This is a genomic window from Streptomyces sp. NPDC007164 (assembly GCF_040634135.1).
Lineage (GTDB): Bacteria > Actinomycetota > Actinomycetes > Streptomycetales > Streptomycetaceae > Streptomyces > Streptomyces sanglieri.
Genome location: NZ_JBEYFB010000012.1, coordinates 120,127 through 133,182 on the forward strand (window position 1 = coordinate 120,127; position 13,056 = coordinate 133,182).

Here is a 13,056-nt window from a genome sequence, read left to right on the forward strand (position 1 = left end):
CCTACTAGCCGGTAGCCGGTAATGACTGCCACTCTTCGGAAAGTAGTTTCCACCATACGAGATATGAGGGCTTCAGCGGAAGCCCCGAGCCGGCTCCGGCCGGATCCGCTGCGATCCGGCCGACTCCGCTGCGATCCGGCAGGCTCCGTGAAGCCGGCTCCGTAAACAAGAACAGACCCGCGCCACCTGGAGGTGACGCGGGTCTGTCTTCTGGGTCAAGCGGCACCGACCCGCCATGCTCGCCTCGCGGCAAGTGGTCGCTCGTAGCGACGAAGGTTGGGCCCGGGGGCTTGGATCGAGCCGGTGCCGACACCAGGCTAACAAAGACCCCGAAGAAGTGATTCCCCACAGCACAGGTTGACCCGAAAAACAGTCGATCAGTCCCTCAGCAGGTCCGGAACACCGTCCTCGTCCGGCAGGTCCCGCTCCCCCGACACCACCGTGAGCTGCTGCGTCGCACGCGTCAACGCCACGTACAGCACCCGCAGGCCCGCCGGGGACTCGTCCGCGATCTCCGCGGGCGAGACGACCACCGTGGCGTCGTACTCCAGGCCCTTCGCCTCCAGGCTGCCCAGCGCCACCACCCGCTCGCCCAGCTCGGCGAGCCAGGCGCGGGCCTGTGCCCGGCGGTTCATCGCGACGACCACGCCCACCGTGCCGTCGACCTCGCCGAGCAGCCGCCGCGCCTCCTCACGCACCGAGGCGGCCAGATCGCCGTCCCGCACGGTCTCGAAGCGCGGCTTCACCCCGGTGGAGCGGACTGCGGCCGGTGACTCCATTCCGGGCATCGCCAGCGCCAGGATCTTGGAGGCCAGCTCGGCGATCTCCGCCGGGTTGCGGTAGTTGACCGTGAGGGTGAAGCGGCGGCGCGGCCGGTTGCCCAGCGCCTCGTCGCGCGCGCGGGCGGCCTCGTCCGGATCGGACCAGGAGGACTGCGCCGGGTCGCCGACGATCGTCCAGGTGGCGTGCCTGCCGCGGCGGCCGACCATCCGCCACTGCATGGGCGTCAGGTCCTGCGCCTCGTCGACGATGACGTGCGCGTACTCCGTACGCTCCGCCGCCAGCCGCTCGGCCCGCTCGCGCTGGGTCTCCTCGCGCTGCGGCATCAGTTCCTCCAGCCCGGAGAGCTGGTCCAGCGGGTCGAGCTCGCGCTTCTTCTTCGGCCGGTGCGGTGTGCCCAGCAGCGTGTGGAGCTCGTCGAGGATGGCCACGTCGTGCACGGACAGCGGCCCGTTCCCCGCGCTGTCGAGCCGCTTCAGGGAGCGGGCGAAACGGCGCACCTCGCCCTGGTTGAGGACCCGGCGGGCCCAGCGGCCGAGCCGCTTCTCGTCGGCCATCGTGGCGAGCACCCCGCGCGGGGTCAGCTCGGGCCACCAGGCGTTCAGGAAGTCGAGGAAGTCCGTCTCGGTGGAGACGTCCTCGTCGAAGGAGGAGCGCAGTTCCGCGGCGAGTTCGGAGTCGGTGTAGCGGCCCCGGCCCGAGGACTTGTTCCACAGGGCGTCCAGCAGCAGTCTGCGGGCGCGCGGGCGCAGCAGGTTGACCGGTGCGGTGCCGCCGAGGACGGACTGCCGGATGCGGTGGAGCTCGTCGGCGTTCAGCTCGACGCGGGCGCCGAACGCGACGACCCGCAGCCGGGTGGGGGTGGCCGGGGCGGTGTCGGACTCCGCGTCCCCGTCGCCGAAGGACAGCTGGCCGTCCCGGTCCGCCGCGGCCCTGCGGGAGGTGCCGGGCTGTTCCAGTGCGCCCCGGGATGCCCTGCGCAGCACCTGGAGCATCCGCGAAGAGCCCTTGATCCGGGCGACGGCGGGGTCGTCGTAGGTGGTGGCGCCCTCGACGCCGGCCGCCTCGTCGGAGAGCGAGCCGACGGCACGGATCGCGACCTGCCCCTCCTCGCCCAGCGACGGCAGCACGCCTTCGGTGTACGCGACCAGGAGCGGGGTCGGCGATACGACGAGGATGCCGCCCGCGTAACGCCGCCGGTCCTGGTAGAGGAGGTACGCGGCACGGTGCAGGGCGACGGCCGTCTTGCCGGTGCCGGGACCGCCGGAGACCTCGGTGACCGAAGCGGCGGGAGCCCGGATCACCAGGTCCTGTTCGGCCTGGATGGAGGAGACGATGTCCCGCATGGTGTGGCTGCGGGCCTGGCCGAGCGCCGCCATCAGGGCGCCGTCGCCGATCACCGGCAGCCCGGCGCCGTCCAGGTACGCGGTCAGCTCGGGGCGCATCAGGTCGTCCTCGACCCCGAGGACCTTGCGGCCCTTGGAGCGGATGACTCGGCGGCGTACGACCCTGCCGGGCTCCTTCGGCGTCGACCGGTAGAACGGTGCGGCGGCCGGCGCGCGCCAGTCGATGACCAGCGGCGCGTAGTCGGAGTCGAGGACCCCGATCCGGCCGATGTGCAGCGTCTCCGCGATCTCGGCCGAACTGTCCTCGCGTACCGCGTCCTCCGCCGGTTCGACGGAGGTGTACGCGCCGTCCGGGCCGCGTACGCCGTCCTTGCCGAGCAGCAGGTCGATCCTCCCGAAGAGGAAGTCCTCGAACTCGCTGTTCAGCCGGTTGAGGTGGATTCCGGCCCGGAACACCTGGGCGTCGCGCTCGGCGAGCGCCCCCGGGGTACCCACCTGGCCGCGCTTGACGGCGTCATTCATGAGAAATTCCGCCTCGTGGATCTTCTCCTCAAGGCGGTGATAAACACGGTCGAGATGTTCCTGCTCGACACCGATTTCCCGGTCCCGCAACGAATCGACAGCGGCATCCTGCGCGGCCACCGAGGCCCCCTTCTGACGTGCATTGGGCAGCCGTCAACCTTATGCGAAGGGTGACCCGCCGCGCACCTGCCACGCGTCTCGAAATGGTCTGCCGGGGGTCTCGGTCAGGCATCGACCTCGACCAGCCGCCTGCCGTCGAACGTACGCACCTCGAAATGGTCGATGTCGCCCCGTCCCATGGCCGCGCCGCCGGAGACATAGAGCGGGTATTCCGCGCCCGGGTACGGGGAGTCCTCGATGCCGTATCCCCACTCCGGTACGGACCAGGAGGTGACGACCTCCTCCTCGCCGGTCCTCGACACCGCGACCAGGCGGCATTTCTGCGGACCCGTCACGTTTCTGAGCTCCAGCACGGTGCTGGTGCCCCAGGGCCTCTCCGCCATGCCGACGGTGGCGGAGACCCGGGTGCGGGGGTCGGTGGCCCGTACCTTCTCGGGCATGCGGCGGAAGGCGACGCCCTCGGCGGGGCCGGTGGAGCCGGTGGAGCCGGTGGGGGCCACGGGGTCGGTGGGGTACGGTTCGGCCGCCCGCGTCGTCGGGCCGTCGTCGCCGCCCGCCAGGACCGCGACCACCGGGCCGCCGATGATCAGCGCCACCGCTGCCGCCACCAGGAACACGGCGCGGCGCCTGCGCCGGGCCCGCCCGGCCGTCACCTCGTCGACCAGCCGCTCCAGCACGTGGGGGCGGGGCTGCCCCGGTACGTACCGGACGGCGGGCGCACCGGGGGACTCGGAGACCCGCGCGAGCACGGGTTCCAGGCCGGCGAGCTCGTCGAGCCGGGCGGCGCACAGGTCGCAGCCGGCCAGGTGCGCCTCGAAGGCGGACGCCTCGGTGTCGTCGAGAACACCGAGGAGGTACGCGCCGGCGGCGTCGTGCCCGGCCGGGTCGACGGGGGTGCGGGGGCCGGAGGGGCTGGAGGGGGCGAAGGGACTACGGGGGCTGGAGGGGGTAGAGGGACTACGGGGGCCGGTCGGCCTGAGTCCGAAGGGCTCCCACTCGTGGTCGTCGTTCATGCCGTGATCCCCCTCTCCTCCAGTGCGAGCTTCATGGAGCGCAGTGCGTAGAAGACCCGCGACCGTACCGTCCCGCTCGGAATGCCCAGTACCTCGGCCGCCTCGCTGACCGTGCGGCCCTTGAAGTAGGTCTCGACCAGGGCCTCCCGGTGCGCGGTGGTCAGATCGTCGAGCGCCTCGGACAGCGTCATCAGCCACAGCGCCTTCTCCATCTCGTCCTCCGCGGGCACTGCCTCCAGCGGCGACGGATCGACCTCGGGCGGCCGGGCCTGTCTGCTGCGGTGACCGTCGATGACGATGCGCCGGGCGACCGTCACCAGCCAGGGCCGGACCGATCCGGTCGCGCCGCCCAGCCGCCCGGCGTTCTTCCAGGCCCGGATGAGCGTCTCCTGCACCACGTCCTCGGCGCGCTGCCGGTCACCGGCGACCAGGCGGAGCACGTACGCGAACAAGGGCCCGGCATGCTCGCGGTAGAGCGCCCGCATCAGCTCCTCGTCCGGGACGGCGGAAGGCGACGAGGAGGGGGGCGAGGACGTGGCGGAGGACGCGGAGGCGTGTGGGGGCGGGGCGGGTGGCGGTGGCTGCTCGCCGCGATGCCAGGCCCCGTGCGGACGATCACCGGCCACGGCCGCATCCTTGCGCACCCGAACCCTCCCGGTCGAGACCCTGTGGAGCTCCTAGGTCATCGAATACGGGGCCGGGCCGCGATCCGTTCAAACCGGCCGAGGATTCTTTTCGGACCGGTCTCGCTACGGAACAACCGAGTCCGGCACCGCCGAGGCCGCCACCCGACGCCGGTGCCGGGCCACCCGCTCACGGTTCCCGCAGATCTCGCCGGAGCACCAGCGGCGGCGCCGGCCGCGCGAGGTGTCCAGGTAGAGACGGCGGCAGTTGTCGGCCTCGCAGCGGCGCAGTCCGGCCCGCGCCACGGGGTCGGTGAGGAGTTCCACGGCGTCGCGGGCGACGGCGGCCAGCAGCGCACCGCACTCGGGATCGGCGCTCAGTGCCCGTACCAGCTTGCCGCCGCTGCCGCGCACGGCCCGCAGGCCCGGCGGCGCCACGGCGGCGAGCGCGTTGACCCGTTCCAGGGCGCTCCCGGCGCCACGGCCGCCGAGCTCGGCGGTCAGCAGCCGTTCGACGCCGGTCCGCAACTGCCGGAAGCGCACCACCCAGCTCTCGTCCACGGCGTCGAGGTGGGTGCCGTTCGGTACGAGTCCGGCGGCGAGCAGCCAGTCGGCGAGCCGCTCGGCGCAGTCGAGCAGTTCACACGCGCCGGTGGTTCCGACCCCGGTCGCCACCAGGTCCAGGCAGGGCCGACCTGAGTCGAACCGCCAGTCGCACGAGCTCTTGCCGGCCGCCATGCGCATGTCACCGCCTCGGGGTCACCGGTGGGGTCTCCCCCAGGGTGCCCCTCACGGCGTCCGCCCGGAACCCCTGCCGCCCCTCGGGTCGATCGCACGCGGGGCCGCGGTGGTGTGTGTGGGCGTCCGGGGCCGCGACGGTGTGCCCGGGGGTAGGGGCCGCAGCGGAGTGTCCGGGGGTACGGGCCGCAGCGGAGTCCGGGTGCGCGCGGCCGTACGGTGTCCGGATGAACGACGATCCCGACGGTCCCGTCACCACCCTCCCGGCAGGCCCGTTCCTCCTCCGGCCCTGGCTGGCCGGGGACATCCCGGCGCTGATCGAGGCGTACCGCGATCCCGCGATGCGCACCATGCTGCGGTCCCAGGTCACGGACGAGGCGACGGCGGAGCGGTGGCTGCGGGTGCGGCAGGAGGGGTGGGAGTCCGGCAGTTACTTCAGCTTCGCGGTGGTGGACCGCGATCGCGGGAGCGAACCGGTCGGCAATGTGGCGCTCAAGCACCCCGCACCGGGCTCCGACAACGCGGAGATCGGCTACTGGACCGCTGCCCCCGCCCGCGGCCGCGGGATCGCGCCCCTGGCGCTCGGGGCCCTCGGTGACTGGGCGTTCGACACGTTCGCAGCGGACGTGCTGATGCGGCTGGACCTGGTGCACCAGGTGAGCAACGAGGCGTCCTGCCGGGTCGCGGAGAAGAGCGGGTACGCCTTCGCGGAGGTGATTCCGGCGCGGACGCCGTGGCCGTCGGACGGGCACCGGCACTCGCGGCTGCGCACCGGGACCCTCTGACGACCGACCGACCGCCCCCGGCCGGTCGCTCAGCCCGTGGGCGGACCGTCGTGCAGGATCCGCTGGAACAGGCAGTGGTCGCGCCACTCGCCGTTGATGTGGAGGTAGCGCGGGGCCGTCCCGAACTGCTCGAAGCCGCACTTCGCGAGCACCCGCTGCGAGGCGAAGTTGTCCACCACCGTCCCCGCCTCCACCCGGTGCAGGTGCAGCTCGTCCCTGGCCAGCTCGCAGATCCGCGCCACGGCGGCCGTGGCCAGACCGCGGCCCGCGTGCTCGACATCGACCCAGTAACCGAGCGTCCCGCTGCGGAACGGCCCGAGCACGATGCCGTTCAGGTTGAACGCGCCGATCGCGCGGTCCTCCTCGTCGGCGAGCACCCAGGACATCGCCCGTCCCGCCTCGCGGTCGGTGAGCAGCGCGGCCAGCCGCTCCCGCTGCCCCTGCTCGGTGTAGAAGGAGTCGGGCCGCACGGGCTCCCAGGGCTGCATGTACGCGCGGCTGCGGGTCAGTGCGACGGCGAGGGAGGCGGCGTCGTCCGGGATGACAGGGCGGAGTCGTACCTCCGCGTCGAGCCGGTGGATGTCAAGGTTCATCCCCGCACGCTATCCCGGCAGGATTCCGGCACGACGCCCGGCCGGGTGACCCGGTCGGGGTGCCTCTGCGGGGGCAAGGCTCCTGGTCACGACGCTGGAGCCTGCCGGAGAACCCGGTCGAGTATGCCGGGCCGGCCCGGCATACTCGCCGGATGACCAACCCCGGAGCCGAAACCGCCGAGCAGGGCTGGGACGGTCCCTGGTACCGCGTTCGCACAGACCGTTTCGTGGCCTCGTTCCTGCCCGGTGCGGGCGAGGATCCGGGCACCGTCTGCAACGTCGATGTCGAGGTGCGGCTCACCGCGGACAACTCACGCTGGAGCGCGACCGTGTTCACCCTTGCGGAGGTCCAGCGCCTGATGGAGCGGTGGTCCCGAACAGGCGAGGAGCTAGGCGGGCGCTACTTCTGGTGCTCCGACGGCCTGATCGTCCGGGACGCCGGCATCGGCAACATGACCCAGGTGCTCGTCGGCCTGCTCGATTCCGGTGACCTCACGCAGATCCTCCAGCGACTCGACGAGTAGTGAGCGCCCGGCCGCGATGTCGGATGTGCCCGCTAGCCTGACGCCATGCCCTCGACGAGCCACGCCATACTGACCGACCCGGAGTTCCTTGTCCCGCCGGTCCCCGACCACGACGGCTCGTCACCGGACGGCGTCGCCTGGCTGAGGTCGTGCGTCGCACGCTTCAGCAGCGGCGCGGATCACCGGCGAAGGCGCGCGCTGGCGGTCGCCGAACTGGCGCCCATCGCCCCGGAAAGTCTTCGGTTGCGGGCAGCCGAGCGGGGGGACGGACCGGTCGAGGTACTCACCGAAGCACTCGGACTGTCCGCGGATGTCGCTGACGACGTCGCTGTGGTGGCGAAGTCCTACCAACCGCACACCGCGATCACCGAGGAGGCGGATCGGGCAGTCGCCCGGCTGGTCGAGGCATGCGGCGGCGTCGCCGACGAAGCCACGGCCAACCGGATCGGACTGCTCGTTCAGGCCTGCGACGCGACCAAGGCCCTGGTGGCGAACACGGTCGCCGGTCGAACCGGTCCGCCGGTGCCCCTGACCCGTCGCGTGGCGCCGGACGGCACGCTCGTGGAGGTCAGTCTCACGCAAGTGCCTTTCGGGATCGGCCCCCATGCATGTCCCGGCCGTGCGCACGCGCTCGCCCTCGCGGCCGGCCTGGTGGATGCGAGGACCCGTTGAGCACCGTGTTCCACGCGTTGCATCACGCGGACCGGCCGTTGCTGCTGCCCAATGCCTGGGACTTCGCGTCCGCCGCGGCGCTGGCGGCTGCCGGGTTCGCCGCCATCGGAACGACCAGCCTCGGTGTGGCCGCGGCCAACGGCCTGCCCGACGCCGCGGGACTGGCCCGCGACGAGACCGTCGCGCTGGCCGGGAAGCTGGTCCGGCTGGCATGTCCGGTCACGGTCGACATCGAGGCGGGCTTCAGCGCCGATCCGGGTGAAGTGGGCGACCTGGTGGCCGAGTTGGCCGGACTCGGAGTCGCCGGGATCAATCTGGAGGACGGACGCGGCGACCGCCTGGCCGACCCCGCGACGCAGTTGGCACTGATCCGCTCGGTGAAGCGCCGCGCGCCCGAGGTCTTCCTCAACGCCCGCACGGACACCTACTGGCTGGGGGTCGATGCTTCGGTGCCGGCAACGCTGGACCGCGTGCGGCGGTACGTGGACGCGGGCGCCGATGGGATCTTCGTGCCGGGCCTGGCCAGGGAGGAGGACATCGCCGCCGTGACTGCGGCCGTGCCTCTGCCGGTCAATGTGCTGCACTCGCCCGGCCTGGGCCTCGACCGGTTGGCGGAGTTGGGCGTACGGCGGGTCAGCACGGGCTCCCTGCTGTTCCGTGCGGCCCTGAACGCCACAGTCACCACAGCGGTCGCGGTCCGGGAGGGCGGGCCGCTGCCCGCCGGCATCCCCGGCTATGCGGAGGTCGACGCACTCAGCCACTGACGCGATCGCTGAACCGCTTGGACATCGGAGTCGATCACCAGGCACTTTCAGGCCGGGCAGGCCGGGCAGGCCGGGCAGAGCGAGCAGGCCGAACGGGCCCGAAAGGTCTCGGCTCGCCGTGAGGCCGCGCGTGGCGTCGAACCACTCGTTCCGCCCGACGAGGACGGGCTGAATCAGCAGCCAGGACTCGCGGTGGCCGTCGCTCGGGAACTGCTCCAGAGCCACCGCCACCGCCGGATGCGTCAAGGCCGCCCTCGTCCCTCACCGTGCCTCAGCCCGAGGTCGGAAAACGCTCGGTCACTCCCCGGCGTGCTCCCGGTCCGCCAATGCCGCCAGCCGGTCGAAGGTACGGATCAGCTCCGCGCGTCTGTCCTCCTTGTACCCCGGCCCGGGCTCCAGGCCGTCGATGGTCCGCTCCCACACGTCCATGAACGTCTTCTTCCACTTCTCGACCACCGCAGACTCCGGCACGCACGCGCCGACGTACCCCTGCTCCGCCATCAGGCACAGCAGCTCGACGTTGCACGGCACGGCGACGCCGTCGTAATCGTCGGGCTCCAGGCCGACCGGGTCGCCGGCCATCGCCTCCTCGATCTCCGCGACGAGCCGTCCGGTAATGCCGGACAGATGATCCGCGGCCGTGTCACTGTCGAAATTCCCGCTGCCCCAGGTACCCACAGAGCCCCCTCCCATTGGCCTTTCCTGCCTGCCTCCGTTGTAACAAACGGCACTGACAGCGGCACAGGCAGCGGCACGGGGAGCGGCACGGGCAACGCCGCTGACAACGAACCCCGCCGAAGGGACCGTCAACCCGGTCATGACCGCTCCGGACCACCGTCCACCCCGTCGTCCGCCCCGGCACCCACCCCGTCACCCGCCCCATCGTCCGCCGCCGCCACCGGGTCCAGCGCCAGCCGGTATCCGCGCTTGACGACCGTCTGGATCAGACGGGGCGCGCCCAGCGCCGTACGCAGCCGCGCCATGGCCGTCTCCACCGCGTGCTCGTCCGTGCCACCACCGGGCAGCGCCCGCAGCAGATCGGCGCGGGACACCACCCAGCCCGGCCGACGGGCCAGGACGTGCAGCAGCGCCATCCCGGCGGGTGGCACCGGGCGCGGCTCGCCGTCGACGATCACGGCCTGGCCCCGGATCCCGACCCGGTGCCCGGCGACCGGCAACGCCGGGGCCCTGGCCGGGAGTTCCTGGCAGATCAGCTGGACGAGCGGGGCGATCCGGAAGCGTTCCGGCTGAACGGTGCCGATGCCCCGGGCCTGCAACGGCAGGGCGGTGACCGGTCCGACGCAGGCCACGAGGACGTCGTCGCGCAGCGCGCTCAGGAGTTCCGGGAGCAGCCCGCGTTTCTCGGCCCGGCCGAGCAGTGAGGCGGCCGCCGGGGCGCTGGTGAAGGTGAGGGCGTCCAGGCCGCGGGCGAGGGTGGTGTCGAGCAGCCGGTCGAGCGGGGCGATGTCCTCGGGGTCCGTCCAGCGGTAGACGGGTACGGCGAGGACCTCGGCGCCCGCGGCGCGCAGCGACTCGACGAAGCCGGGGAGGGGTTCGCCGTGCAGCTGGAGGGCGATGCGGCGGCCCGCCACGCCCTCGTCCAGGAGCCGTTCCAGGACCTCGGCCATGGACTCGGAGGCGGGTGACCACGTCTCGGTCAGCCCGGCGGCGCGGACGGCGCCCTTGACCTTGGGGCCGCGGGCCAGCAGCTCGGCGCCGCCCAGGGCCGCCTGCAGCCGCTCGCCCAGCCCCCATTCCCCGGCGGCCTCGATCCAGCCGCGGAAACCGACCGCGGTGGTGGCGACGACCACATCGGGGGCGGACTCGACGATGTCGCGGGTGGCGGCGAGGAGTTCGCCGTCGTCGGCGAGCGGCACGATCCGCAGGGCGGGTGCGTGCAGGACCGTGGCGCCGCGTCGTTCCAGCAGCGCGCCGAACTCCTCCGCGCGCCGTGCGGCGGTGACCCCGACGGTGAAGCCCGTGAGGGGCCCGTGCTGTTCGTCCTGGTGCATGTGGTCTTCCCGGCTCTCGTCCCGCGGCTGCCCGATGACGCCGAGGGGCGAGCCTGCCAATGATGCGTGACAGGGCTGGTTCACCCGTATTTCCCGCCCGTTACGTCACCCGGCACCGGGTGGTCGTACCGGTGCCCGGCCCGGCGAAGGTATACCTCGGGCACACCGCGCCCGCTCAGCCGGACTCCAGCATCAGGGCCGCGTCGGCCCCGGGGAGCCAGCTGCCGCCCGGCCGCACCATCCAGCCCTCCTCGGCGCCCAGCCGGGCCGCCGCCTCGCGCAGGGCGTCCAGGCCGGGGTGGCGCAGCCCCTTGCGCCAGACCAGCAGGAGCGGCGAGAGCGGCACCGGCCGGACCAGCGGACGCACCACGGTTCCCGGCATCGGAGGGAAGTCGACGACCGCGAGCACCGGGTGCCGGGACTTGGCCATGACCCGCTGGAATTCGGCCACTCCTATGGCGAGCGGGGCGGGCGGCGCCAGTTCGATGCCCCACTCGGCGAAGAGCAGCCGGGCGAAGTCCGTCCACTCCGTCGTGCGGGTGTTCCCGGCGCCCGCGTAGACGGTCTCACCGGCCAGTTCATCGAGCGCGACGGTCTCGCGCGCGGCGAGCGGGTGGTCGTCGGGGAGCAGCACGGCCATCGGTTCGTACCGCACCGGCTGTATGCCCAGCCGGGCCCGTACCCCGGGGTCGAGTCCGGCGGCGCGGCCGAAGGAGACATCGAGCCGCCCGGCGAGGATCTCGTCCGCGGCCCAGGCCAGACCGCTCTCGAACCGGGCCATCAGCTCGCACGCCGGGGCGAGTTCGCGGGCGCGGGCGAGTATCCGGGAGGCCGCCATGCCGTCGGTGTTGAGGTCGACGAAGAGCGGCCGGGCCACCGGGTCGGCGAAGGCGGCGGCGAGATCGGCGTGCGCGTCCAGTACCCGCCGCGCGTACGGCAACAGCCGCTCGCCGTCCGCGGTGAGTGCGACCTGCCGGGTGGTCCGTACGAACAGCTCCGCGCCCAGCTCGCGCTCCAGCCGGCGGATGTCGCGGCTCAGCGCCTGCTGGGCGACGTAGAGCCGGGCGGCGGCACGGGTGAAGTGCAGCTCCTCGGCCACCGCGACGAAGGCACGGAGCAGCCGGGGGTCGGTATGGGCGTCGGCGGTACGCGTCCGGGTACCCGGATCGTCATCGGAGAAGGCCACACCAGAATTTACAACGCAGATGCGTCAATCGCCACGGAGAAGGTGTTGGACCCCGGGGACCACGCGCCCCGAGGCTTGCCCCATGCCGTACGAGAGAACCCCCGCCACCGCCGAGAGCGCCCCCGCCCCCATGCTCGCCGTCTCCGGTGACCTGCTGGTCATCGCCCCGCGCACCGCCCCCGCCCGGCGGGCGTCCGCCAACCCGTACCGCAGGCTGCTCGCCACCCCGGGCGCCCGCGCCTTCACCGTGGGCAATCTCATCGCCCGGCTGCCCATGGGGATGTTCAGCGTCAGCGCGGTCATCATGATCGCCGGGTCGCGCGGCTCGTACGCCCTGGCCGGGGCCGTCACCGCGACCGGCCTCGCGGCCACGGCGGTGGTCGCCCCCTGGACGGCCCGGCTGGTCGACCGGTACGGACAGGCCAGGGTCGCGGTGCCCGCCACCGCGATCGCCGCGTTCGGCTCGCTCGCCCTGCTGCTCTGCGTGCACTACGACGCCCCGGCCTGGACCCTCTTCGCCTCCTACGCGGCGACCGCCACCACCCCCAACACGGGCGGGATGTCCCGGGCCCGCTGGGCCCATCTGCACCGGGGCGACCCGGCCGCCCTGCACACGGCGAACTCCTTCGAACAGGCCGCCGACGAACTCTGCTTCATGCTCGGCCCGGCGCTTGCCGCGCTGCTCTGCGCGGCGCTCTTCCCGGAGGCCGGAACACTCGTCGGGGCGGTCCTGCTGATGACCGGCGTCCTGATCTTCGCCGCCCAGCGCGCCACCGAACCCCCCGTGGCACCCCGCACCCACGCGGGCTCCCCGCTCCGCACCCGGGGCATGCCGGCGCTGCTCGCAGCCTTCCTCGCCACCGGCGCGGTCTTCGGCTCGATGGAGGTCGTCACGATCGCCCACGCCGGAGGCGCGATCCTGGCACTCCAGGCCGCCGGATCCTGCGTGGCGGGCCTGCTCTACGGATCACTGCGCCCCGCTACGGACATCCGGCGCCGCCTGCTGCTCTGCCTGGCCGGAATGACGGCCCTGATGTCGCTCCCGCTCCTCGCCGCCGCCTCGACCGATTCCCTGCCCGCCCTCGCCGGCGCACTCCTGCTGGCCGGCGCGGCGACGGCGCCGACCATGGTGACCGGGATGACCCTGGTGCAACGCCTCACCCCGGAGAGCCAGTTGAACGAGGGCATGACGCTCGCCGTGACCGCACTGCTCGGCGGCATCGCGGCGGGTTCGGCGACCGGCGGCTGGATGGTCGAGCACACGGGACAGGCGACGGGCTACGTCGTACCGGTCTGCGCGGCGGGCCTGGCACTGGCCGTCGCGGCGGCCGGGGTCCGGGTTCCCCGGGGGCGGTGACCTGCGTCGGCCGCCGGACGC

Annotated in this window: 13 protein-coding genes; 5 read left to right on the forward strand and 8 right to left on the reverse strand. The window is 72.9% G+C overall.

Translation table 11 applies throughout. The annotated features are described in order from the left end of the window. Positions 1–377 precede the first annotated feature (377 nt). The 4 genes from ABZ622_RS18065 to ABZ622_RS18080 all read right to left on the reverse strand — a co-directional run bounded on the left by ABZ622_RS18065 (position 378) and on the right by ABZ622_RS18080 (position 5,142). Positions 378–2,768 carry a UvrD-helicase domain-containing protein gene (locus tag ABZ622_RS18065; RefSeq protein WP_360544165.1) on the reverse strand — a complete coding sequence of 797 codons (2,391 nt, stop codon included), beginning with the start codon at positions 2,766–2,768 and terminating at the stop codon, positions 378–380. Between the two features lie 104 nt (positions 2,769–2,872). Then, positions 2,873–3,781 (reverse strand): zf-HC2 domain-containing protein, encoded by a 909-nt coding sequence (locus ABZ622_RS18070; RefSeq protein WP_360544167.1) that lies wholly within the window; start codon positions 3,779–3,781, stop codon positions 2,873–2,875. Beyond that, entirely contained in the window at positions 3,778–4,425 is a 648-nt protein-coding gene (locus tag ABZ622_RS18075; RefSeq protein ID WP_360544169.1) for a sigma-70 family RNA polymerase sigma factor, read from the reverse strand. The genes ABZ622_RS18070 and ABZ622_RS18075 overlap by 4 nt, the downstream gene beginning before the upstream one ends. A 105-nt stretch (positions 4,426–4,530) precedes the next feature. Continuing rightward, positions 4,531–5,142, reverse strand: coding sequence for a CGNR zinc finger domain-containing protein (locus ABZ622_RS18080; protein ID WP_360544283.1), 612 nt, complete (start codon positions 5,140–5,142; stop codon positions 4,531–4,533). Between the two features lie 227 nt (positions 5,143–5,369). On the opposite strand from ABZ622_RS18080, the gene ABZ622_RS18085 reads away from it, so the two are divergent. After that, positions 5,370–5,927: a GNAT family N-acetyltransferase gene (locus tag ABZ622_RS18085; protein WP_360544171.1), complete on the forward strand. Its 558-nt coding sequence runs from the start codon at positions 5,370–5,372 to the stop codon at positions 5,925–5,927. 29 nt (positions 5,928–5,956) lie between these two features. On the opposite strand, the gene ABZ622_RS18090 is transcribed toward ABZ622_RS18085, so the two are convergent. Next, positions 5,957–6,520: a GNAT family protein gene (locus tag ABZ622_RS18090; protein ID WP_360544173.1), complete on the reverse strand. Its 564-nt coding sequence runs from the start codon at positions 6,518–6,520 to the stop codon at positions 5,957–5,959. A 152-nt stretch (positions 6,521–6,672) separates the two neighbouring features. Here ABZ622_RS18090 and ABZ622_RS18095 point away from each other — a divergent pair, with 152 nt between their 5' ends. From ABZ622_RS18095 to ABZ622_RS18105, 3 genes are read left to right on the forward strand one after another with little or no spacing between them, the layout of a single operon-like run. After that, a complete protein-coding gene (locus ABZ622_RS18095) occupies positions 6,673–7,044 on the forward strand; it encodes a hypothetical protein (protein WP_360544175.1) in 372 nt (123 codons plus the stop codon). Positions 7,045–7,089: 45 nt separating this feature from the next. Beyond that, the gene (locus ABZ622_RS18100; protein WP_360544177.1) at positions 7,090–7,716 is read left to right on the forward strand and encodes a hypothetical protein; all 627 of its coding nucleotides are present in this window, start codon (positions 7,090–7,092) and stop codon (positions 7,714–7,716) included. 5 nt (positions 7,717–7,721) lie between these two features. Continuing rightward, positions 7,722–8,480 carry an isocitrate lyase/phosphoenolpyruvate mutase family protein gene (locus ABZ622_RS18105; RefSeq protein ID WP_360544285.1) on the forward strand — a complete coding sequence of 253 codons (759 nt, stop codon included), beginning with the start codon at positions 7,722–7,724 and terminating at the stop codon, positions 8,478–8,480. Positions 8,481–8,777: 297 nt separating this feature from the next. Here the strand turns inward: ABZ622_RS18105 and ABZ622_RS18110 are convergent, their stop codons facing one another. From ABZ622_RS18110 to ABZ622_RS18120, 3 genes are all read right to left on the reverse strand, one after another. Further along, positions 8,778–9,158 (reverse strand): DUF4259 domain-containing protein, encoded by a 381-nt coding sequence (locus tag ABZ622_RS18110; protein ID WP_360544179.1) that lies wholly within the window; start codon positions 9,156–9,158, stop codon positions 8,778–8,780. Between the two features lie 137 nt (positions 9,159–9,295). Then, complete coding sequence (locus tag ABZ622_RS18115; RefSeq protein ID WP_360544181.1) at positions 9,296–10,492, reverse strand: uroporphyrinogen-III synthase; 1,197 nt, start codon at positions 10,490–10,492, stop codon at positions 9,296–9,298. Positions 10,493–10,667: 175 nt separating this feature from the next. Next, positions 10,668–11,678 (reverse strand): LysR family transcriptional regulator, encoded by a 1,011-nt coding sequence (locus ABZ622_RS18120; protein ID WP_360544183.1) that lies wholly within the window; start codon positions 11,676–11,678, stop codon positions 10,668–10,670. 82 nt (positions 11,679–11,760) lie between these two features. Here ABZ622_RS18120 and ABZ622_RS18125 point away from each other — a divergent pair, with 82 nt between their 5' ends. Next, positions 11,761–13,035 (forward strand): MFS transporter, encoded by a 1,275-nt coding sequence (locus ABZ622_RS18125; RefSeq protein WP_360544185.1) that lies wholly within the window; start codon positions 11,761–11,763, stop codon positions 13,033–13,035. Positions 13,036–13,056: the final 21 nt, after the last annotated feature.

Excerpts from the sequence above, each read along its gene's own strand:
- ABZ622_RS18080 (WP_360544283.1), bottom strand. The coding sequence starts at position 5,142 with ATGGCGGCCGGCAAGAGCTCGTGCGACTGGCGGTTCGACTCAGGTCGG.
- ABZ622_RS18115 (WP_360544181.1), bottom strand. The coding sequence starts at position 10,492 with ATGCACCAGGACGAACAGCACGGGCCCCTCACGGGCTTCACCGTCGGG.
- ABZ622_RS18090 (WP_360544173.1), bottom strand. The coding sequence starts at position 6,520 with ATGAACCTTGACATCCACCGGCTCGACGCGGAGGTACGACTCCGCCCT.
- ABZ622_RS18100 (WP_360544177.1), top strand. The coding sequence starts at position 7,090 with ATGCCCTCGACGAGCCACGCCATACTGACCGACCCGGAGTTCCTTGTC.
- ABZ622_RS18095 (WP_360544175.1), top strand. The coding sequence starts at position 6,673 with ATGACCAACCCCGGAGCCGAAACCGCCGAGCAGGGCTGGGACGGTCCC.
- ABZ622_RS18125 (WP_360544185.1), top strand. The coding sequence starts at position 11,761 with ATGCCGTACGAGAGAACCCCCGCCACCGCCGAGAGCGCCCCCGCCCCC.
- ABZ622_RS18085 (WP_360544171.1), top strand. The coding sequence starts at position 5,370 with ATGAACGACGATCCCGACGGTCCCGTCACCACCCTCCCGGCAGGCCCG.
- ABZ622_RS18070 (WP_360544167.1), bottom strand. The coding sequence starts at position 3,781 with ATGAACGACGACCACGAGTGGGAGCCCTTCGGACTCAGGCCGACCGGC.